Below are 22,196 nucleotides of genomic sequence, written 5' to 3' on the forward strand. Positions count from 1 at the left end.
AACAAGGAATTCTACTCATGCAGAATCGCGTATCCACTTTGTCCGGCATAGCCTTATCCGCCTTGATCTTAAGCAGTTCAATATTCGTGCCTAATGCGGTTGCTGCCGCCACAGGTTTATATGATCGCAGTGCTCACGGCGATGTCACGCAATTTGGCGGAGCTCGCCGTTTGACGAGTGATCAAACTCAGGCACTTCGCGACTCGTTATCCAATAAGACGGTAAAAAATGTCATTTTACTGATTGGCGACGGTATGGGTGATTCAGAAATTACCTCAGCACGTAATTATGCGATGGGGGCGGGCGGATTCTTCAAAGGCATTGATGCTCTACCACTCACTGGACAATACATTCACTATTCATTAGATAAAAAAACACAGAAACCCGATTATGTCACTGACTCGGCTGCTTCAGCGACGGCTTGGTCTTCCGGTGTCAAAACCTATAATGGCGCGCTGGGTGTTGATGTTTTTGGTAAAGATCACGTCACTATTTTAGAGCTAGCTAAAAAAGCAGGTAAAGCGACTGGAAATGTGTCAACGGCTGAATTACAAGATGCCACACCAGCGGCACAGTTTGCGCATGTCACAGGGCGTAAATGCTACGGTCCAGAAGAAACCAGTGAAAAATGCGGTACTAATGCGCTGGAAAACGGCGGCCGAGGTTCTATTACTGAGCAAATGATTGAAGGACGCGCTGATGTCACCTTAGGCGGTGGCTCAAAATCATTCAGCCAACTCGCTAAAGCCGGTGAATGGAAAGATAAATCCTTGCGTGATCAAGCTGTAGCACGCGGTTATGTGATTGTTGAAAATCTTAATGACTTGAACGCAATCAACCAAGCAGACCAACAAAAACCGCTATTAGGGCTATTTAGCTCAGGTAATATGCCTGTGCGTTGGCAGGGGCCAAAAGCCTCTTACCACGGCAATGTTGATAAACCGCCTGTCGTTTGTGAAAACAATGCTGAACGTACTAAAGATATTCCAACACTGGCGGTCATGACGGAAAAAGCCATTGATTTGCTCAAAACCAATAAAAATGGTTTCTTCTTGCAAGTCGAGGGAGCATCCATTGATAAGCAAGATCACGCCGCTAACCCGTGTGGCCAATTTGGCGAAACAGTTGATCTAGACGAAGCAGTACAAAAAGCATTGGAATTCGCCCGTGCAGATGGCAACACTTTAGTTATCGTAACGGCAGACCATGCACATTCCAGCCAAATTATCGAAGCCGATGCGAAAGCACCCGGCCTGACTCAGGCATTAACGACAAAAGATGGTGCGGTAATGGCTATCAGTTACGGTAATTCTGAAGATGATTCTCAAGGCCATACTGGTACACAGCTGCGTATAGCCGCTTACGGGCCACATGCGGCAAATGTTGTGGGTTTAACAGATCAAACGGACCTGTTCTTTACCATGCGTGATGCTATGGCGATTAAATAATATGGCGATTAAATAAGTTTCCTCACTTTCTGCAGAATCATCCCGGTGCTGTCTTGGCCGGGATTTTTATTGCTGTTGTCCCATCAACATTCCTTTTCCCGTCGATATCCTCCATTCACATTATCGCTGCTTACCAGTTGTTATAATAATAACATTTATGACTGCCTGGTTAAGGCCTAGTGGAATTAACTCCCTTTCAATGCTGCGATCATTGTCACATACATAACATTTATCGCCTGATAATGTTATTGCATTAACATTAAACGATAAAAAAAGTATAAAGGAAGGGACAATGGATATCGCAGTCATTGGTTCGAACATGGTTGATTTAATCACCTACATTGATGAAATGCCGCAAGTTGGGGAAACATTAGAGGCCCCGGATTTTGAAATTGGGTGTGGTGGGAAAGGGGCTAATCAGGCGGTAGCAGCAGCCAGATTAGGTGCTAACGTTATGATGGTCACTCGTGTGGGTGATGATCTTTTTGCTGAAAATACGATACAAAATCTGCAAAAAGCTGGGGTAGATACTCAATATGTGCAAACAGTTGCAGGAACCTCCAGTGGTGTAGCGCCAATTTTTGTCGATAAATCGTCACAAAATCGCATTCTAATTATCAAAGGGGCGAATAATCACTTGTTACCAGCAGATATAGATGCTGCTGCCGATGCCTTAAAAGCCTGCCAATTAATCATACTGCAACTCGAAATACCGCTGGAAACTGTCTACGCCGCCATTGATTTTGCTCGTCAGCACCATATCAAAGTCATTCTTAATCCTGCACCTGCGTCTAAAGCTCTCGATATTGGCTATGCCTGTCAGTGTGAATTCTTTATGCCGAATGAAACTGAACTCGCTATTTTGACCGGAATGCCCGTAGACAGCCTTGATAATATTTATCGGGCAGGGCGCAGCTTACTTGATAAAGGTTTGCATAATCTAATCATTACCTTGGGTCACCGAGGTTCATTATGGATGCACGGTGAAGAAATTCATCATGTGCCCCCAGTGAGTGTCCACGCCATCGATACTAGCGGTGCTGGCGATGCATTCATTGGGTGTTTTGCTCATGAATATGTTCAACACGGAAATGTATTAAAAGCGATGGAAATCGCTTCTGCTTTTGCAGCATACAGTGTCACTGGCAAAGGAACACAACGTTCTTACCCTGACGCGTCGCAATTTATTGATTTTTTAAATACCCTACACCAAGGAAAATAAAATGCGCCTGAATACCGTTCAATTGCCAGATGGCTATTTAAATAAAACACCTCTGTTCCAATTTATTTTACTCTCATGCTTATTCCCGCTTTGGGGATGCGCAGCCAGCCTGAATGATATTTTAATTACCCAATTCAAAAGTGTTTTTGCACTTAGTGATTTTGCGAGTGCATTGGTTCAAAGTGCGTTCTACGGTGGCTATTTCCTGATTGCAATCCCCGCATCATTAGTTATTAAAAGAAGTAGTTATAAAGTGGCCATCTTGATTGGGTTAACACTTTATATTGTTGGCTGTACGTTGTTTTATCCAGCGTCCCACATGGCAACTTACACTATGTTTCTGGCGGCTATTTTTGCCATTGCCATTGGACTAAGTTTCCTTGAAACTGCGGCGAATACCTACAGCTCAATGATTGGTCATAAAGATTATGCCACTCTACGCCTTAATATCAGCCAGACGTTTTATCCTATTGGCGCATTGATGGGAATTGTTTTAGGGAAGTATCTGGTATTCCAAGAGGGTGATAGTTTACAAACTCAAATGGCATCGATGACACCGGAACAGATCCATGAATTTCGTCTTAGTATGTTAGAACATACATTAGAGCCATATAAATACCTGATTTTTGTTTTATTACTGGTAATGTTGTTGTTTATTGTTACTCGTTATCCCCATTGTAAACCTCAGGGTGACAGTAATAAAAAAGTTGCTCAACCTTCATTAAAAGAGACGCTGAAATATCTGGCAGGGAACAGCCGTTTCAAAAAAGGGATTGTGGCTCAATTCCTCTATGTTGGTATGCAAGTTGCTGTATGGTCTTTTACCATCCGTCTGGCGTTGAATCTTGGTGCATCTAATGAACGAGATGCCTCAAATTTTATGATCTACAGCTTTATTTGTTTCTTCATCGGTAAGTTTGTCGCCAATTTCCTGATGACCCGTTTTAAAGCCGAGAAAGTATTAATTGCCTATTCCATCTTGGGGGTGTTAACCCTGTTATATGTGGTCTGTGTACCTAACTTTACGGCTGTTTATGCAGCAGTGTTTGTTAGTGTGTTATTTGGACCGTGCTGGGCCACTATCTATGCGGGTACTTTGGATACAGTAGACAACAAATATACCGAAGTTGCAGGAGCCATTATTGTTATGTCAATTGTTGGTGCTGCGGTAGTTCCTGCGTTACAGGGCTTTGTTTCTGACCATTTGGGTTCAATGCAGCACGCTTTCTTTGTCTCTTTATTGTGTTTCGCCTATGTCGGTTTCTATTTCTGGGGTGAGCTGCGCAATAAACAGCGGACAAATGCGGCAACATTGGCAAATAACGAATCCTAGTTAAGCGGGGAGTATTTATAATGATCGCTAAAATAGCGCTGTTTCGCGAACAATTCAGTCGCCATGAGCAGGAAATCTTCCGTTGCGACAACTTTACCGTGACCAGTTTTAAGTATGCATCTGGTATTGAAGCATTAAAAATAACCAACTCCCGGGGTTATGTGACAATTTTACCTTACTATGGTCAGATGATTTGGGATGCAGAGTTTGATGGCCATAATCTGAAAATGGATAACATGTTTTCTCAGCCCAAGCGGGGAGAGAATATTGTGGACACCTACGGTTGTTTTGCTTTCCATTCAGGTTTACGTCGCAATGGTTGCCCTTCACCGGAAGATGATCACGTTCTGCATGGAGAAATGCCCTGTGCTGAGATGGATTATGCTTGGTTACTTATTGATGGCGATCAACTGGCATTGGCGGGCAGTGTGGAATATGTAAAAGGATTTGGTGATCACTATTGCGCCCAACCGTTAGTAAGACTGAAAGCGGGTAGTACGCAGTTTGATATAGAAATGAATGTCACCAACTTGGCCAGTGTCCCAATGCCTCTCCAATATATGTGTCATATGAATTACACCTATATTCCCGGAGCTACATTCCGCCAAAACTTACCGGGATCAGCCTTAAAATTACGTGAGACGGTTCCTGCTCATGTTCGCCCTACACCGCAATGGTTGGAATACACCCAACAATTACGGGATCGTCCGGCAGGGTTAACGGATTTAAATGAGCCGGAGTTTTATGATCCGGAGATTGTTTTCTTTGCTGATGATTTATCACAATACGTTGATGAAGCCGAGTTCTTTATGTTGGCCCCACAAGGACATCGTTTTGTAACTCGTTTTTCAACGACGCAATTTAATTATGGTACTCGCTGGATCCTATATAATGGCGATCAAAAAGTGGCCGCATTTATTTTACCGGCGACTTGCCGCCCTGAAGGGTATTTAGCTGCAAAAGAAAAGGGTACGTTATTGATGTTGGCACCGGGAGAAACTCGCCATTTTAGTGTGACAACCGGGGTTGTTTAAGACGGATATTTTCTGCTTGGCGGGCCGTGTATCCGTCAAGCAGAAATAAGTTTATTCGTAATGCCAGATAAAAGTTAGATACGCCCATAGAAAGTCATTCGGGCAGTTTCAGATAATGAAATATTTGGCTGGGCATTATACGCCAACACTACCAGCATGCGGGTGATATCACCTTGGGTTGGCGTCACTCGATGAATTGCATTTCTACCTCTAAATAGCACTAAGTCACCAGGTTCAATCTGTAATGTTTTAGGGGTAATTTGGTGATTGAGCAACTTTTCTACCCCGGCATAATTCATTTCACCTTTATCTGCATCTCTCATCTCTTCTATATATTCAAAAACACCTCCCGCCTGAGGTTTTTGAACTAATAAGGTGATGGCAAATGACGAGTTATCAAAATGCCAGCCCAACTCTTGACCTTGACTGGCATAGTGCAAATTAATGGAAGAGAGCGAGTCAGCATAGGGGTAGAGCTGTTCTTCATTTAATACGGCACATAGAAAATCTTGAAAAGCGTTAGCGGTATATAAGGCTCTGAGCGCTGAATTTGCAGGAATTTGTTCGTCAGTAATACAACCTTTTGATGACGTTACCAGTCGATTTCTGGGATGGTCAGTGGGAAAATTTGCATCAGTTTTTGTCAGATAAACATTGTGTTGATTCGCGGCATAATAAGCCAAGTGCTGATTCTCAACTCCCTCTTGCTTAATGCTACCTAGGGCCAGCGGTAATAAAAAATCCGATAAGACTAATGCGCCGTAAGTTTCTAAGGTGTTTTTACATTGCGCGACGAATGTCACATCATTGATGGGATGGGTGGTCATATTAATGATTTCAGCGAGTTTCTGCATATATCCCCACAGTCATGCTAAATGTTGCTTGGTTTATCTTTCTAACGGTATAGGATTACGTGTAACTGGAATAACAATAAAACGTTACTGATAAGTTAAGTTTGGCTATCGATAACGACACAGTAAGATGGGTAAGGAAGCGATGAATGAACAGTCATAAAGCAGTTCGCTTACCGAAATTAACCACTATTTTAGCCTTTGAAACCGCAGCCAAGACAGGTAGCCTGGCTAGTGCGGCAGAGCATTTGTCATTAACGCCTGCGGCCATTAGTCAGCAAATTCGCCAGTTAGAGCAGCACTTGGGGCTTCAACTTTTTACCCGATCAAAATCTGGTGTGGCGTTGACCCCGCAAGGCAGTGCTTATTTAGCTTATGTACAGCAAGCTTTTGAAACATTGCGTATGGCACAACACAGTATTGAGCGTGATAAAGGCGATTTATCACTGAATATCTTTGCATTACCTGCACTGGCTAGCCGTTGGCTCAATCCTCATCTTAAACAATGGCTGTCGCAACATCCTGATATTGATATCCATATTCATGCAACGCATTCAGCAGTAGATTTCAACCGAACCTCTGCTGATTTTTATTTGGCCTTTGGTGACGAACATTATCCTCAGCAAGAAAAAAAGAGGTTATTTCAAGATTGTGTTTTCCCCGTCGCCAGTCCAAATTTATTAATCACTCCGTGGTCAGAGGGGAAGCACAAGATTAATTACCCGATGATTCATGTTGATTGGGGTAAAGAAGGGCAGTTTCTGCCCGACTGGCATGAGTGGTTGTTGTCCGCTAAATGGGCGCACTGCGTGCCAAATCGTGGGCCAATTTACAATCTAACCTCAATGGCGATTGACTCAGCCATCGCAGGCAATGGCATTTTGCTAGGGCAGCAACATTTGATTGAGAAAGAATTAGCAGAGGGTCGTTTAATTCAATTATCGCAACACAAACTGCCCGTCACTAAACCTTATTATTTAATTTACCCTAAGCGCACGTTGGACAAACCTAAAGCCGTAGAATTTATCCAGTGGATCCTGAGTCTTTGCTAGCTGAATGCATAATCAACTGGCATAATTGATCTATTGCATACTCAGTTCGGTAATAGTGCGGAGCTGATAGTATTTAAAATAAAACGCGACTTATTATTTAACCGATAAATTTAGCTTAAGTCTAATTTATTGGCTTCCTTTGTGGTTTTTACACCATTTTATTTATGTAAAAAGCGGTGTAAAAGAATTATTTATTAAAAATTGCCATTAAAGGCAGAATAAAAAATACTATTTTAAGATAGGGGCATATAAACCATCGTGGCTAAGAGAAAATCTACCGGTACTGGCTGGGTTATCCTACTGATCGTTGTTTTAGGGCTGATAACAGGTATCCCAAGAGAGGCGTGGATTGCACTAAGTGCAGCTATCTTATGTATGTACTTTGTCTGGCAAAATCTCAAAGGTGCCAAGACCCACACCGTCCCATCTATCAACACTGATATGCAAAAAACTGCGACGATACCTGATCTGGGTGATTATCCAATGACACCTACGCAATTAGATCCAGAACATTCTGTTGCAGCTGATGAATCAACTAAAAACCCACAAGTGGATGAGGACAAAAAACCCAAACCCAAGCACTCTGATGCATCCCGAGGTTCTTTAGCCCGAGCTTCTTGGCTCCGCCCCGGAGAACTGGCGGTAGTGGCTGGAATCAATTTACCCGATGGTATGGTTTACATCGGTAATAAATACAAAAGTAACCGTACCGGTGCTGAACCGGCATTTATTAATCCCTCCATGGAGGTTGCAACAGAAGATGTCGATATTTCATTGCCGCTGATCGACAGTGCGCCGGATTATTCGACTTGTTCACCAGAGGCGAGAAAAGCCTATTTGCAATGGTTATCGGAGGGACGTAAATCCCCAACGGCTGATATTGGCTATGTGTTCTTATTTTTCTATGGGCTAGAGCATCGCGTACTTATTGATGCAGCTATAGATCCCGTGGCCAAAAAAGAACTCCCCGTTATCGAAACTGAAATTAATCGTCTGCTAAATATTTATGGCAAAAATAATGCATTCAATCATTATGCGCAGAACTTATTAGTTTATATATCCAGAGTGAATATAGATGAGAAACTCTATCTATCACCCCCTCCTGTCACACGTGAAGCCTCGACCGAACTTCCTCTGGCGCTCTTGGTTGGGTTAGGGCAATTGGCTATAGACCAGAAACCTTTGCCCGCGGCATGGGCACTTGCTTGGGGGGAAGCGGATCCTGCCATCAATCAGAATATTTCGATGGCTCATTGCGCAGAGGCTTTTGCCACATTGTTCCAACAGCGATATCAAGAACAGTATGGTGAGGGTTTCCTATTACCGATTAATAAAACTAAGTTACAGATATTTTATCGCCCAGCCTCAGCGGGTTTAATGGGGCAAGAGTTTTTCCAGCAGATAGCTGACCTACCCAATGTCGCTGTGTGTAAGGCACACCGCGATAAACTTCGGACAATATTTGAAGCCTGTCAGCAAGATCTCGATATCTATAACCGTTTTGCCAGTGTCAATCCTAAGAAGAAAATGTCGTTGGAAGGGCAGTTATTAATGCCAATGATATTGTGGTCTAAGGAATTAAAAACCGAGCTGGAAAGTATTAAGGCTAGAGTGGGTTATGGTTTGCTGATGGTGACATTAGCTGAATTATTTACTCAACTCAGCACGGCTTGCGGTACTCAGCCATTAGAGCGTTTATCACGCAGCCATGTGATGGCGTTGACCTATGCATTGGCTTCCTTGCAAGTAGGGGTTGAGCCTGATGTAAGGGCTGATAACCGTACGCCAGTATTACAAGATACTGTCGCGTTATTCCCTATTGAATCGTTGGTTGCCGAGTCAGCCACTTTTGATATTTACCGTGTGACCATGCTTGCAGTGGAACTGGCCTGTGCTGCGGTGATGATCGATGGTCGTATTGGGGAACCTGAATCCATCATACTCACCCGGCATATTGATGCTTGGGGCTTTTTAAGTCCAGGTCAACGTATGCGGCTAAAAGCCTATCTACAACCGGGGATTCGCAAAAGTAATACGCTGTTGGCGCTCAAAAATAATCTGGAACCACTTTCAATAGAGAATCGTCGCGTTATTGCTCGTTTTCTGGCTCACCTCATTCAAGTCGAGGGGACAATAACGCCGCAAGAAGTGAAATTTCTTGAGCGGGTATACCAGCGCTTTGCTCTGGATAGCAAATTGGTTTATTCCGACCTAGATAGCCGCGCGACCCCAATGACATTAAGCCTGCCATCTCCAGCCACTGAGATTATTACTGATGCCGACCGGGTAAATCTGCTGAAAAAAGAAAGCCAAGAATTGGTCAAATTACTTGAAAATCTGTTTGTCATAGAAACAGCCATTGTTCCAACCCCGGAAGAAATTAATCCGCAATCAATGGCTGCAGTCACCACTCAGTTACCGGATAGTATTAAGACATTCTTGAAGTTGCTTATTTCTCGGGATTCATGGGAACGGGATAAATTAGCCGATATTGCGGCAGATATGGAGGTAAAACTTGACGATGCTATGGTTGAAATCAACCGGAAAATATTAGCAGCATTTGATGTACCACTGATCACGGGAGAGGCGACACTGACGATTAATCGTGAGATATCAGCTGCACTACTTGCTTGAGTCAATGCACAATAATCGCTACCATAACGCGCCTAATAATGTCTGAGAGATAAGAGTAATGAAATACCAATGGATACTGTTCGATGCGGACGAAACATTATTTCACTTTGATGCCTATGAGGGGTTAAAGCTGATGTTTTCACGTTTTAACGTGGATTTCTCCGTACAGGATTTCGACCATTATCAATTGGTTAATAAGCCGCTGTGGGTTGACTATCAAGATGGGAAAATATCAGCGACTGAATTACAGAATACCCGTTTTGAGATGTGGGCTGAAAAGTTGGGTGTTGCCGCTACGCGACTGAACAGTGAGTTTCTAATCGCTATGGCCGATATCTGTTCATTGTTACCCGGTGCACGCGAATTGGTGGACGCCCTGAGCGGTAAAGTTAATATGGGCATTATTACGAATGGTTTTACTGAGTTGCAAACTGTACGTTTGGAACGCACAGGATTAAAAAATGTTTTTTCCCCACTGATTATTTCTGAACAAGTGGGGGCAGCCAAACCCGATGTCGCAATATTCGAACATGCTTTCAATTTAATGAATAATCCTGCGAAAGAAAATATTTTGATGGTAGGCGATAACCTCCATTCTGATATTCAAGGGGGAATCAATGCCGGTATTGATACCTGCTGGCTTAATATGCATGGCGCTATTGCAGATAATAACATTGCGCCTCGTTACCAGGTTAGTTCACTGGCAGAACTACAAAAATTATTATTAGCATAATTTATTCATATTTAAATAGAGAATGCCGTTAACGATATATTTTCGATAACGGCATTTTTTATTTGTCTGGTCGCTTATTTATGCCTGTAGAATAATAAAAAAGTTATATTATCCCTGATGCGGCATTAATGATGGCGTTCCGGCAAAGGCGGGCTTGTTGCTCTGAAGTGCCTGCTCATCTTGGCTGATGCTGCCGCTATTCGCTGCCCAAACACCTTCTTGTGTTTTGGTCATGGTCTGATGTTGTGAATTCAAGTCCTGACCAACGGCTGCAATGTGTGTGCTTTCAGTTCCACCACTGTTATCGGCCCAAGGGATCTGTGAGTCCACCGCTTGGGCAATATGACTACTGGCTACAGTGATGATGGCAATGACGAGAGCATATTTGAATTGAGTGTTCATATTATACCTGCATATTTCGTAGCAAATACGTTGTCTGCCATAGGGCAGAATCCTCTCACTCAGGCGAATAATTGTCGGGGGAGATACCAGTCAAGTTTATGCGGGTACCGTGCTCTTGATTTAGCTGCGAGTGCGGTATGTTGCGATTTTGTATATTAAAATGTAATTTATTTTGACGTATTGTAATGCAATGCGTATTTCTTAGTCGCAATCTAATCGGCACTTTAGTTATTAGCCTCTTTATCTTTACTAACACCACCGCCAAAAGCGGCAGTATTAGTCTTAAAGATGCGGTCAACTTGAATGTATCAACGTTGATTAGCGACCAAATCTTCTACTTGATCAAAAATAGGCATTTCAGGACCAAAACGCTGAACCTGAAGTACATCCTCTAATTTCTCAAGCTGGCTTATCATTTGTAGCAGGCGCTGATCATCCCACACCTGTAACCAAATACGGCTTTCTTCACCGCCTGCGAGCGGCATACATAGAATCCCTTCTACGTTGAATGCGCGACGAGCAAATAAACCGCAGATGTGGGACATAACGCCAGGGTGGTTGCGTACAGTGAGCAAAAGTGTCACCCGTGCAGAAGTGGGTGGGGTTATTGCTTGCTGAGTTGCTATCTGTTGATTTGTCATATTACTCACCTCCAATCATATCGATATTTGCCGCGCCCGGAGGCACCATCGGATATACTTTTTCATCTACATCAATCAGCGCGTGGATCAGAACTGGGCCTGGACGGTTTAAAGCTTCATGCAATGCAGCGTAAGGATTATTTGCAGTATTGAGATCACAGGTTGAGAAACCAAACCCTTCAGCAATATGAATAAAATTAGTGCGATAAGGATAGTCAGCAGCAAAAATTCGTTTACCGAAGAACAACTCCTGTTGTTGATGGACCAATCCTAATGATTGGTTATTCATCAAAATAATCTTAACGTTCAGTTGCTCTTCTGCCGCCGTCGCCATTTCCTGAATATTCATCATCAAACTGCCATCACCGGAGAAACACACCACTTTAGCCTCTGGTTTTGCCAGTGCTGCGCCAATAGCCGCGGGCAGGCCAAAGCCCATAGTGCCGAGTCCACCAGAGGTTAACCATTGGCGTGGTCGGTGCAGGGGATAAGCTTGCGCAACCCACATTTGATGCTGACCCACATCGGTGGTGATGATAGTGTCGTCATCCAATGCTTCGGCGGCGGCACGAATCAAACCATAGTGGCACAGCGGATTTCCGCTATTGGGTTGATTAAATGGAAATTCACGCTGCATGTCACTGACTGTTGCACGCCATTCACTGCGAGTTTGGGTATCTACCAAGGGTAACAAATGGGTTAATACCTGCTTAATATCTGCATTCATCGCCAGATGTGGGCGGCGGATTTTGCCCAGTTCGGCCGGATCGATATCGATATGAATAATGCTGGCATCCGGGCAAAACTGCTCGGCTTTTCCGATGGCACGATCATCAAATCTGGCCCCCAACACAATCAATAAGTCTGCTTGTTGCATAATTAAGTTGGTCGAGCGTGCTGCATGCATTCCCAACATTCCTAAGGATAGTGGGTGGTCAACTGGCATAGTGCCTAGCGCCATTAATGTCATGGTGGTTGGTAAACCGGCTTGTTCCGCCAACTGTATTGCTTGTTGATGAGCTTCAGAACTCACGATCCCGCCACCCAGATAAAGTACCGGTCGGATGGCACGATTAATCATTTGAGCTGCCTGTGCAATAGCCACTGGATCAATTGGACAAGGCGAATCTGCCATTCCTGGTTCGGGCAGGCTATCAAGCTCAATCGTGGCTGTTTGTACATCTTTCGGAATATCAATCCATACTGGACCGGGGCGGCCAGACTGCGCAATACGAAATGCCGCTGGGATCACGCGAGCCAGTTCGCTGATATCACGAACTAAATAGTTATGTTTGGTTATAGGAATCGACATACCGTAGGTATCAACTTCTTGAAAAGCATCAGTGCCAATCATGGACGACGAAACTTGGCCGGTAATGCAAACCAGTGGAATTGAGTCAAGCTTGGCATCAGCAATCGCTGTCACCAGATTCGTCGCACCGGGGCCACTGGAAGCTAAGCAAACAGCAGTTTGCCCCGTTGCCCGGGCCATGCCTTGAGCCATAAAACCAGCACCTTGCTCATGTCGCGCCAATACATGGCGAATCGTGCGACTTTGCCCCAGAGCATCATACAGCGGTAATGCGGCCCCACCGGGGATGCCTGCAACTGTGGTTATGCCTTGCTGTTCCAGCAAGCGAACTATTAATTGGGCGCCTGTATAACGCATGGTTATATCCTTCATCAGGGCCGGCGGCTAACAGAGTGGGGCAAAAAAGAAACCCCGCTCGGCTGGCGCCGGCGGGGTTTGGGAATCTTTCTGGATTCGGTACCCGTTACGGCGCGCTGCCGACCACCACCACCACGCGCACGACGACTACCGCGTCAACATGCGCGGTGTTTAGTAGGGCGAAATGAGTAGTGGAATAGTTCACGGGATATCTCATCAATAAGTGTAATAAGCCTTAAGAGATAAACACGATTAGGTTAAAGGTACAAGTGGGGGAAGCAATAAGAATGCAAAAATCCAAGATTGATCACAGAGTTACCCGATGGCGAGCTATTCATAATCAAATTAACAATAGTTTAATTTTTTGAAAAACAAGAGGATTTATAAAATTATCGGGATATTTATGTGTCGATGTTTTATTAAACCAAGTTAATGTTGGCACCCTCAAAATTAAGACAATTTAATGGAATGTGCTTTTGTTGATGCTCTGTTTAAAACTTGAATACTAGAGTAGCAATTCTTGGCGTGTATGGAATGATAAATAGCAGAGGGATCTTATGCATAAATCTTTATCTTTAGTTTTCATTGCAGTATTAGTGGGTTGCGGTAATAGTTCACATAAAACAATAGATATTGATAATTACACAGAAAAACGTATTAATTATATTATCGAAACTCAAGTAAAGACTGCCAATAGTGGTAATTCTGGAGAGGTGATCAATAAAGTCTCAGCCGAGTTTCTAGGGACACCTTATAAAGCGAATACGCTGATCGGCTCTTCGACTGAACCTGAAAAATTGGTTATAGACTTCAGAGGGCTGGATTGTTTTACCTATCTTGACTATGTTAATTCACTGCGTAAGTCGACAGACCGTGCTAGCTTTGTTCAGCAACTTGTCGGGACGCGTTATATTAATAAGGATATTAGTTACAAAAATCGAAAGCATTTCTTTACTGATTGGTCGCACAGAAAACCATTAAATGCGCAAGACGTCACAGCTAAAATCAGTTCTCATGCAGTTACCGTGACTAAGTACCTGAATCAAAAAGGAGATGGTGGTGAGTTTATCCCTACGTTGGGTATAATGAAACGCGATGTGACGTATATTCCTGCCGAGTTTATCGATAATAACGTTATACATAATTTAAAGACTGGCGATTACATCGGTATTTATACCAATATTAAAGGGTTGGATGTAACGCATACTGGTATTTTTATTATGACACCTAATGGACCTATGCTCCGCAATGCTTCTTCATTAAAAAAGAATATGAAGGTTGTTGACTCACCTTTTATTGACTATGTAAAAAACACACCGGGTATCGTTGTGCTTAGGGCCTTGTAAGGCAATGATTTAAATAATTTTATAACCAATGAGACCTGAATTAATAAAACAAGGGTTTATTAATTAACATATATCAAATGATATTGATGCCACAAGGAGAGCACTATGTATCAGATTGATTATAATAGTTATCGCTCCGTTAAAGGTTTTAATTTTCGAGTTAGATTCTTAGTCATGCATTATACCGCAGAGAAATTTTCGGGTGCTGTGACCTCTTTAACGGGGAATCAAGTCAGCGCTCATTATCTGGTTCCGGATATGAAGGATGAAAGTTATATCCACGCTGGGTTTAAGAACATAAAAATATTTAATCTGGTCGATGAAAATGCGCGAGCATGGCATGCAGGGAAGAGTAGCTGGGCAGGACGTACTAATATTAATGACACCTCGATTGGGATTGAGATTGTTAACTTGGCAACGGAAAAGGAAGGTATCTTCCATTTCCCGCCTTATCCGGCAGAACAAATAGCGGCAGTCAAACAACTTGCTAGTAATATTTTACAACGTTACCCCGATATTATTCCGGTAAATGTGGTGGCACATTCTGATATCGCACCGACAAGAAAAAGTGATCCCGGCCCGATGTTCCCTTGGCAAGAACTATATGAAGAAGGAATTGGGGCTTGGTATGATAATGAAACTAAAGAGGAGTATACACAGCAATTTGTGTCCTATGGATTACCAACAAGAGCTGAACTTCTGAGCCGGTTCAGTATATATGGCTATGATATTTCATTTGCTAACAGTGAGGCCGGTTATAAATATCTGGTACGAGCATTTCAAATGCATTTTCGACCAGAGAATTACAATGGTTATATTGATATCGAAACGGCTGCAATATTATATGCTTTGGTAAAAAAATACTTCCACTCGGTTTAACGGCTGGATGTCTGTTTAATGCCTAATAACGACTCACTCCCAACAATCACGTGGGAGTGAGTCGTATTTTTACGCTTTTATTCGCTTTATTATAGCGGTCAGTTGTTCACGATGCTGCACACTGATTTCGTTGCTGGCAGAGTAACCCTCATTGTGAATAATCATTTCGCCCAAACCAACTAACCAGTCATAGATATAAAATGCAGTATTGTTGGTTGGGATGGTTGTCAATTTTGTTAACCGTTGCGATGCACCTAAAGGAGAAACCGATTTAGGAGGTTGAGTAAAAATCTTATAACCTCGATTAATGCGACTATCTGGGCGCTGCTCCTCACTTTTTTGCAAGAATCCTAGCCAAGCAACAAAGTCCCCCAGAACCGTTAACGCACGGGAGACTTGGCGATCAGCTTTGGTTTCACGATGCAAACCGACTTGTTCATTGTCGGCTAACATGCTGACGAGTTGCCCGACGATATCCAACCGGATGCTGGCAGTGATAAGTTCGGCAACCAGTAGCTCGAGAGTTGGTTTATTGATGCCCAGTAATGCGATCAGTGATCCATTGTCTGGCAGTTTTCGTAGATGATTGATCCAGTAGCGCTGCACATTCGCGGCATACTCAGCTTCATAATCACCGCCTGAAGGCCCCGCAGGAGTTAATGATTGTTCAAATGATATAGGTTTATCGCTGAACAAATCGATATCAATGCCAATACTGAATGGCTCGGTATTGGCTGTGGGAGCCGTCAGTTCAGTCGTACGTTTTTTCTGTTGTAAATATAAACCACGCAGTTCATCACGAGTGGGCAACAAACGCTCAAGTAGTTCGCCATGTAGCCCGGTACGGGTTTGCAGCGCTTTAAGTAATATTTCTGCAATATGCTGTTTTTGTTGTGATTCACTGGTCTCTGATTGAGACCAACCGGCCAACAAGTTCTCGATCAACTCCCGCTGTAATTCATAAAGCTGCTCGGTAATACGCTCGGTTTTGATATCACGACGAATTTCTTGTGCGAGGTAAGCCTGCATTCGCTCAATTCCGCGAGGATCCAGTGCCAACATGGTGCCCCAGCTGTCGCCGGGGTTGCCAACAAAACGTTGCACCGCTTCGTCATAATTTTTAACGCCCTCTGAGCCAATACGCTGATCAAAGGGGGTGAGAGCCCAGATAAGCCCCGGGTTTCGACGTGAACGTACTTGTGTATTTTCCCCTTGAGATTGCTTAACCCAATAATCCAATGCCTTACCCACGCTTTTGACTTCATCACGTTTGCTTGCAGCATTACAGACCAACAGCAAGTTTATTTGTTGTTTATCGGTATAACGCTCAAGCAAATACATATTTTTGGCATGTGATAGCCAAGGCGCCAGTGGGTAAGTTGGGGGTTCAGACTGTGTTGTGGTGCCTAAGATGTCGCCAACATCAGGGAAGTCCAACAAGTCGACTGATTCAAATCCTTTTTCTGATGCGGTTATAGACAAAGGAATTTGTAACTCAACCGATAAGAAAGTTAACTCAGCAAGTGACAATGTCACTAAATCACCAGTAACGTTATCGGTTAAAGGCAGCACTTGGACTTGGCTATCTGTGGGGGTGTTTAGGGCATCTAATGTTGCCACATTCATGATGCCATTGGCGGGCAGCAGCATATCATCCACTAATACACTCAGTGGAGCCAGCAACTGTGTCGCATTTTCCACATGTTGCAATGTATAAGCAAAATGAAGGTAAGCCTCTGTTAGCGGTTGAGATTCTGCCCACAACAAAGAGAATAAACAGGCGCGATCATCAATACTTAAATAAGGGGCAATCTCTACAGCCAGTGGCCAAAAATGTGCCTCCAGCGCTTTCTGGCGAGGGGCATCATGGCGAGAAAGATAATCCCAAAGCCCAATGACATCATCTCGGGTTATACCGGGGCTGATCGCCGGTTGTTTGCGCATTATTATTTGCTGTAAATGGTCACGTATATGCTGTTCATCCAGCGAATTTCCATGCATTTCTTGGCGTCGAGTTTGCGATTGGTTCTCCAGCAGGAAGGTGCTCGCCACTATTTTAACAATATCGGCTTCATTGAGCAGCGAAAGCTGTACCGGATGGTTTTCGCAATGAGCCATTGCAGGCATGTTCTTCGTTTGATGGCTAAAGCGAGTGACCAGACCGCAGGCTTGGTATCCGGGTTTAATTTGTTGCCAGAAATCAAGGGCTTTCCCGGCAAGAGTGATTTCTAGTCGCCCATGTTCATCAGCCACTAATGCTGAAATGAGGTGTTGTTTCCCCGCCGATGATTGGCCAAAAAAACCGATACTCATCGCCTTTAATACTGCTTGTGCCAAGTTATGTGCTTTATTGCGATGGCGATGCAGTTTAATCGCTAATTGATCGGCTTCAATATCCAGTCGCATGGCATGTTGGCGCGTATTGTTAATCCAGTCAAAAGTCTGATCAATACCTTGAGCCAGTTGCTGAAGCTGATTATTGAGCTGTTGGTTGGTCAATGATTTCATTTTCTAAATACGCTCCCACTATCAATCCAATAATGGGTTGATGCTGAACCCTTGCTAGCTAAGGTATTTAATTTGAGACGCAGATGATGTAATGGAACTCGGCTGCCATCGTGTAGTATCGCGTCAGCAATTTCAAAACGCTCTGGAGCACTATTTTTATCAATAAAAGGCTTATCACCTTTGACCAGTTTTAATTTGACGTGCAACTGACTATCTCCGGCAACTTTGCGCGCCAGTTCTTGGTCAACAATTGATAAGGTATAAAGCGGAGAGGCGGGCCAACGATCATTGTCAAGTTGACGGAACCCTAGGCATAGTGCGCCTCTCACTTGGACACGGGCCTCTGATGGCAACGTAAAACTTGGGCTATCAAGATCAATATCACGATAACAGACATTCTCATCTGTCAGGGTGTCGCTGTTATCGAGCATGCCAAGATAGCGGATGGTCGAGTAAGGTTGAAAATCGCCAGCTTTAAAGTAAAAACCCGCCAGCCGTAAATCGAGTGCCAATAAACACAGCATCGCACCGACTGCTGCGGTGGATTTCGGATTATCAATACGCCCCTGTTTATTAAACGGATACCAATCATTGGTATGGTATCCATCCAGTGAAAGGATACGATTATTGGGCAAGGGTTGCAGATGACGGAACAAAGCCTGAATACCGGGGAAGCGCGAAGGGCGGCCAGTCAGCAAGAGTACATCGCAGCTATAGAGTGATACCACTTCAGATAGCGATCGCAGATTTTGCGTAATACTCATTCGATTGGATAAAAACTCACCGTGTAATTTGCTTAATTTTAAGACCAACGGTACTTGCAGAATATCAAACTCACCAGCATCGGCAGGTAACTCACGTTGAACTTCACTGTTAATGTATTCCAATACTTTGGACGTTGGGGGTTGGGATAACAGTTCCCCGAAACTGGCGTCGATCTCCGCATTGGTCTCAAGCGGATCAAATTGTTCATAAGCTTCTAGAATTGCTCGACCGACTGGCATAAATATCTGCAATGTTGTTTGCTGGCGCAAGGCTGATTGCCCGTCCATTCGACCATCATTGCCGAACAATTTATCCATCAGAATATCAACGTTGGAGACAGCGGCTTTTTTAAGCCGAGCTTGAAGTGCAGGTAAAATATAGAGCTGGATAACATCCAGTAAAATATCATCCCCGGCGACTTTAAATCCTTCACGGAACAACAGGCGTGGGCTGATTTTGACATTATTTCCAATGCCATCATCCAACCAATATTGCGTGATGGCCAGATCAGTCGTGCCGCCCCCAATATCTATTGAGGCAATACGTAAGGTTTTCCCGGCGCTTTCTCCTGCTTCGAGCTGCTTATCGGGCCGCGCTTGACTGGCAAAGAAAGCTGCCGTTCGCCCACCGAAATTCATTTGAGTTTCGTTATACAGATATACCATTTGGCCACAAGTAGCTTCATCCCACTCCATCTGGACATTCGGAACGGGGACGAGGCTTTTAGCGTGGTCTTGCTCAGTCACAAAGTTATCATCTGTTGGATGCCAGCCCATGGATTTCCACACCAAAGCAATGGCTTCGTTCATTCTTCGGCGGAAAATCTCGCGTTCTGGTTTTGGCATCGCAGAGGGAAGCGTCAGGATAATCGCGCGTAATTGTCGTGGCGAATTGGCATGTGTCATTTTCAACCGCTGTGCCGCGCTGTTTATCTGCATCAACGCCTGTGCAAGTAGCTCAGATAACATAAATGTCATCAATGAACTGCGGCTATAGTGTGGTGAAAATACCGGTAATCGTTCGTCTAGGGGGATGCTATACAGTGGTTGTCCATCATCGTTGACTAGACTGGTCAATGGCTGTGCGGCAGCCAGCGGTTCATGCGTTTGCTCTGTCTGTGTTTCGTTGAATCGCCAACCAGGGGGGTAGGCCTCCTCATCCCAAAGATAACGACGTGGGCTGGAGATCCCAGTAGAACCTTCAGTGCCCAAACGGTGTAGCGCCATCCGGCTGGCTTCGGTGCCAACCCGAGTTATTGCGGGCCAGATAAAAGCATCATCACGGCCACTCTCAACCGAAAAATTCTGTTTGCCAAATTTCGCTTGCGCGAATTCCACCCGACTCTCAAATAATTCGTTATACAGATAATGAGGCTCACTCAAATCACGTATTTGCAATTCGTAAGTTTGTTTCAGGCCATCACTTTCATCGGCATGATCTTCTACTAAAATACCGCAGGTATGAGAATTACCCACATCAAGAATAAGATCAACATTAACGGCGGGTTCTTGCAGTGTGCTGCTATTCATTTTTATTTCCGGCACACAAACTTGGTTACCCAGTAATTCGAGCAGGTTAAGATAATGAGCCTGATATTCAAATTCACGCAGCGATGCACTGATATGTCGAGCCGTGCGCTCTTCTTGCTCTGACGCTTGCTGAATAAAAACTTCACGCAACCAGCCATCTACCCACGTTAAGTCAAGGAACTCGGCTAATTCTTCGTTTTGGTAGGCAAGGGCAAAACTCAACCCAGTTTTGATGTCATTTTCATTGGGGGCCAGAGATTCATTAGCATGGCCTTCAGGATACACCTTGGTATCAAAGGCCAAAGTTATCCGCAGCGTATTACCATCTTGATCAGGGCTATCCGAGACTAAAATTTGCATTCTGGCCCAGTTATCCGGCCCATTAATAAAGGTGCGTGGCGGATTAAAACGTAAGAAAGGTAAGGGTAGCCAAATTTTATTTAACAGCTTCAGTGATTGTTCCAACGGGAAGCTAAATTCGGGTTTTACAATCTCAGGAGCCGCTCCCGGCACCATGAGGGAATATTTGCCATTATGCTCATTGTAATTCAGGCGTAGCAGGGGGCCATTGGCACTTTTACGCACAAACTTATTTGGCAGTTCAGTGTTTAACTCAGGTTTTAACGCGAAATCCAAAAACTGAATACCACTATTTTGAATGAGCGTGATTTTCTGTTTATAGTCAGTGATTGTTGCCAGCATAATATTATTTAGTCTCACGCTTCATCGTCATGGGAAGGGTCGTATTCGCATCATAACGGCCTTTGCAATCCGCAATACCGGTAACACCTTGCTTACAAACCAGCTCTGGCATTTTATATTTGGACCCATCACTGCACTGCGCCCGATAGCGGCTGTTAATCACCAAATTACCTGACTTCATCAGCCCGGTAGTAATATTGGCGCGGCAAGTGACGTTATCGCCGTGGGTTATTTTTGCTGTGCCTTTCCCGTTTTTGATTTGATATTTCAAACTAGGTGCTTTACCCGTATGGGCGGCTTTAATATCAGGGCTAACGCGCCAATTGCCATTCAGGAATGCTGTTGAGCCAACTTTAACGGCATCGGAAGGTAATATCAGCGCCCCTTTGCTCTGTGCTTCGGTGATTACCGGAGCAACGCTAGGCTCGCTAGGAACAGGTGCAGGGGCGACAATAGTGGCATTACCTAGAGGGAGCTGCGGTTCAATAGCCGGTTGTGTGATTGTCACTGCTGGTGCGATAGGTTTCGGTTCAATTTCTTGAATTTGCGCTATTTTATCTTCAGCCACCCCCGGTTTGGTTGCAATAACCGCCGGTTTAACTTCAGCGATGGCCTTCTCTGGCATTCCTCCACTGAATTGCACAATTAATGCAATGATCAGTGCCAGAACAGGTAACCCCCAGCTTAATCGCAGCCAGCGAGCCGATTTTTTGGCTGGCAGAACTGTTGGCGCGAGTTCTGCCTCTGGGGTTGGTGGTATGGTTGATACCACATCAGTTTGAGGGGATAACTCAACCGCCGTGATAATCGGGGGAGCGACAGGGGCGGTGGCTGTTGGCGGTGGTGCAATCAGGGGCGCGAAAGCCGGCTCATTGATTTCTGCCGTTTCACGTAAACAGTCAAGTGGGTCAGTGCGCGTTTTCTTATCCTGGCTGACAAACCCCCAGAAAGTCATCACTGGCTTGCCCGCCACCAGATAAACATGGTTCTGGTCGGGAAACTGCATGGCTTTGGCCAGCAACACACCAAATAAACGTTGGGCGGCTTTGTCTGACTGTTGTGCGCGTTGGCATAGTTCATTAACACTGGTCAGGCACGCTGACAGGTGTTTAATCGCAGCTTTACGCTCAGTGGTACTGGCGGCTATCCAAGAGGTGACTTTACCTTCACTAGGCGCATACCAGTCAATACGGTCTCCTCGTTCATTGACCTGAGGAATAGCCAAACAATCAGCGATAGCCTGCTGTTTTTTAAGGCGCAATGCTTCTCTAATCTGAAGTGCAGAAGCATAGATCGGTTGCCCGTTTTCGCCTAACGCCAGAATATCGTCCAAACTACCACTGCGTAAAAATGATTTTGCCACGCAAAAGAGACCTATGTAATGAAACTCAAGGCAGAAAATAAAGTGTTATCTGCGACAACCTATACTTTAGGCGGGAGGTAGGGGA

Annotated in this window: 17 protein-coding genes; 9 read left to right on the top strand and 8 right to left on the bottom strand. The window is 44.3% G+C overall.

Annotated features, from left to right (window positions below; all coding sequences use genetic code 11):
• Positions 1-17: 17 nt before the first annotated feature.
• The 4 genes from phoA (at position 18) to HUZ92_RS07855 (ending at position 5,037) form a co-directional block, all read left to right on the top strand.
• On the top strand, positions 18-1,448 hold the full coding sequence (gene phoA, locus HUZ92_RS07840) for an alkaline phosphatase (RefSeq protein ID WP_145579953.1): 1,431 nt from the start codon (positions 18-20) through the stop codon (positions 1,446-1,448).
• A 292-nt stretch (positions 1,449-1,740) separates the two neighbouring features.
• Positions 1,741-2,670, top strand: a complete 930-nt coding sequence (gene rbsK / locus HUZ92_RS07845; protein WP_050097658.1) for a ribokinase — start codon at positions 1,741-1,743, stop codon at positions 2,668-2,670.
• 1 nt (position 2,671) lies between these two features.
• Entirely contained in the window at positions 2,672-4,003 is a 1,332-nt protein-coding gene (gene fucP, locus HUZ92_RS07850) for an L-fucose:H+ symporter permease (RefSeq protein ID WP_050097659.1), read from the top strand.
• Between the two features lie 20 nt (positions 4,004-4,023).
• Positions 4,024-5,037, top strand: coding sequence for an aldose 1-epimerase family protein (locus tag HUZ92_RS07855; protein WP_050097660.1), 1,014 nt, complete (start codon positions 4,024-4,026; stop codon positions 5,035-5,037).
• Positions 5,038-5,111: 74 nt separating this feature from the next.
• Here the strand turns inward: HUZ92_RS07855 and HUZ92_RS07860 are convergent, their stop codons facing one another.
• Positions 5,112-5,891, bottom strand: coding sequence for a HalD/BesD family halogenase (locus HUZ92_RS07860; protein WP_050140649.1), 780 nt, complete (start codon positions 5,889-5,891; stop codon positions 5,112-5,114).
• A gap of 146 nt (positions 5,892-6,037) precedes the next feature.
• Here HUZ92_RS07860 and HUZ92_RS07865 point away from each other — a divergent pair, with 146 nt between their 5' ends.
• From HUZ92_RS07865 to yjjG, 3 genes are all read left to right on the top strand, one after another.
• Entirely contained in the window at positions 6,038-6,940 is a 903-nt protein-coding gene (locus HUZ92_RS07865; RefSeq protein WP_050140648.1) for a LysR substrate-binding domain-containing protein, read from the top strand.
• Between the two features lie 258 nt (positions 6,941-7,198).
• Positions 7,199-9,574 carry a tellurite resistance TerB family protein gene (locus tag HUZ92_RS07870; protein WP_145579954.1) on the top strand — a complete coding sequence of 792 codons (2,376 nt, stop codon included), beginning with the start codon at positions 7,199-7,201 and terminating at the stop codon, positions 9,572-9,574.
• A 58-nt stretch (positions 9,575-9,632) separates the two neighbouring features.
• A complete protein-coding gene (yjjG, locus tag HUZ92_RS07875) occupies positions 9,633-10,307 on the top strand; it encodes a pyrimidine 5'-nucleotidase (protein ID WP_128451679.1) in 675 nt (224 codons plus the stop codon).
• A gap of 108 nt (positions 10,308-10,415) precedes the next feature.
• On the opposite strand, the gene HUZ92_RS07880 is transcribed toward yjjG, so the two are convergent.
• The 4 genes from HUZ92_RS07880 to ivbL form a co-directional block, all read right to left on the bottom strand.
• Positions 10,416-10,709 (bottom strand): hypothetical protein, encoded by a 294-nt coding sequence (locus tag HUZ92_RS07880; RefSeq protein WP_050097665.1) that lies wholly within the window; start codon positions 10,707-10,709, stop codon positions 10,416-10,418.
• A 308-nt stretch (positions 10,710-11,017) separates the two neighbouring features.
• Positions 11,018-11,350, bottom strand: coding sequence for an acetolactate synthase small subunit (ilvN, locus tag HUZ92_RS07885; protein WP_050097666.1), 333 nt, complete (start codon positions 11,348-11,350; stop codon positions 11,018-11,020).
• A gap of 1 nt (position 11,351) precedes the next feature.
• Positions 11,352-13,019 carry an acetolactate synthase large subunit gene (ilvB, locus tag HUZ92_RS07890; protein WP_050097667.1) on the bottom strand — a complete coding sequence of 556 codons (1,668 nt, stop codon included), beginning with the start codon at positions 13,017-13,019 and terminating at the stop codon, positions 11,352-11,354.
• Positions 13,020-13,125: 106 nt separating this feature from the next.
• Positions 13,126-13,236, bottom strand: a complete 111-nt coding sequence (gene ivbL, locus HUZ92_RS07895; protein ID WP_072086476.1) for an ilvB operon leader peptide IvbL — start codon at positions 13,234-13,236, stop codon at positions 13,126-13,128.
• Positions 13,237-13,576: 340 nt separating this feature from the next.
• Between ivbL and HUZ92_RS07900 the strand changes: the two genes are divergently transcribed.
• Both HUZ92_RS07900 and HUZ92_RS07905 read left to right on the top strand, forming a co-directional pair.
• The gene (locus HUZ92_RS07900) at positions 13,577-14,365 is read left to right on the top strand and encodes a DUF1460 domain-containing protein (protein WP_050097668.1); all 789 of its coding nucleotides are present in this window, start codon (positions 13,577-13,579) and stop codon (positions 14,363-14,365) included.
• Between the two features lie 105 nt (positions 14,366-14,470).
• Positions 14,471-15,244 carry an N-acetylmuramoyl-L-alanine amidase gene (locus HUZ92_RS07905; RefSeq protein ID WP_050097669.1) on the top strand — a complete coding sequence of 258 codons (774 nt, stop codon included), beginning with the start codon at positions 14,471-14,473 and terminating at the stop codon, positions 15,242-15,244.
• A gap of 69 nt (positions 15,245-15,313) precedes the next feature.
• Here HUZ92_RS07905 and HUZ92_RS07910 read toward each other — a convergent pair whose 3' ends face one another.
• From HUZ92_RS07910 to HUZ92_RS07920, 3 genes are read right to left on the bottom strand one after another with little or no spacing between them, the layout of a single operon-like run.
• Positions 15,314-17,752: a putative virulence factor gene (locus HUZ92_RS07910; RefSeq protein ID WP_145579955.1), complete on the bottom strand. Its 2,439-nt coding sequence runs from the start codon at positions 17,750-17,752 to the stop codon at positions 15,314-15,316.
• Positions 17,749-20,748, bottom strand: coding sequence for a virulence factor SrfB (locus HUZ92_RS07915; RefSeq protein WP_128451563.1), 3,000 nt, complete (start codon positions 20,746-20,748; stop codon positions 17,749-17,751). Before HUZ92_RS07915 ends, HUZ92_RS07910 begins: the two co-directional genes overlap by 4 nt.
• Positions 20,749-20,752: 4 nt before the next feature.
• A complete protein-coding gene (locus HUZ92_RS07920; RefSeq protein WP_174846805.1) occupies positions 20,753-22,111 on the bottom strand; it encodes an SrfA family protein in 1,359 nt (452 codons plus the stop codon).
• Between the last annotated feature and the right edge of the window lie 85 nt (positions 22,112-22,196).

The sequence above is a fragment of the Yersinia vastinensis genome, assembly GCF_902726565.1.
Taxonomy (GTDB): domain Bacteria; phylum Pseudomonadota; class Gammaproteobacteria; order Enterobacterales; family Enterobacteriaceae; genus Yersinia; species Yersinia vastinensis.

Coding starts and splice junctions, on each gene's coding strand:
- yjjG (WP_128451679.1), top strand. CDS start 9,633: ATGAAATACCAATGGATACTGTTCGATGCGGACGAAACATTATTTCAC.
- HUZ92_RS07865 (WP_050140648.1), top strand. CDS start 6,038: ATGAACAGTCATAAAGCAGTTCGCTTACCGAAATTAACCACTATTTTA.
- HUZ92_RS07905 (WP_050097669.1), top strand. CDS start 14,471: ATGTATCAGATTGATTATAATAGTTATCGCTCCGTTAAAGGTTTTAAT.
- HUZ92_RS07900 (WP_050097668.1), top strand. CDS start 13,577: ATGCATAAATCTTTATCTTTAGTTTTCATTGCAGTATTAGTGGGTTGC.
- HUZ92_RS07880 (WP_050097665.1), bottom strand. CDS start 10,709: ATGAACACTCAATTCAAATATGCTCTCGTCATTGCCATCATCACTGTA.
- ilvB (WP_050097667.1), bottom strand. CDS start 13,019: ATGCGTTATACAGGCGCCCAATTAATAGTTCGCTTGCTGGAACAGCAA.
- phoA (WP_145579953.1), top strand. CDS start 18: ATGCAGAATCGCGTATCCACTTTGTCCGGCATAGCCTTATCCGCCTTG.
- ivbL (WP_072086476.1), bottom strand. CDS start 13,236: ATGAGATATCCCGTGAACTATTCCACTACTCATTTCGCCCTACTAAAC.
- rbsK (WP_050097658.1), top strand. CDS start 1,741: ATGGATATCGCAGTCATTGGTTCGAACATGGTTGATTTAATCACCTAC.
- HUZ92_RS07860 (WP_050140649.1), bottom strand. CDS start 5,891: ATGCAGAAACTCGCTGAAATCATTAATATGACCACCCATCCCATCAAT.
- HUZ92_RS07855 (WP_050097660.1), top strand. CDS start 4,024: ATGATCGCTAAAATAGCGCTGTTTCGCGAACAATTCAGTCGCCATGAG.
- HUZ92_RS07915 (WP_128451563.1), bottom strand. CDS start 20,748: ATGCTGGCAACAATCACTGACTATAAACAGAAAATCACGCTCATTCAA.
- ilvN (WP_050097666.1), bottom strand. CDS start 11,350: ATGACAAATCAACAGATAGCAACTCAGCAAGCAATAACCCCACCCACT.
- fucP (WP_050097659.1), top strand. CDS start 2,672: ATGCGCCTGAATACCGTTCAATTGCCAGATGGCTATTTAAATAAAACA.
- HUZ92_RS07910 (WP_145579955.1), bottom strand. CDS start 17,752: ATGAAATCATTGACCAACCAACAGCTCAATAATCAGCTTCAGCAACTG.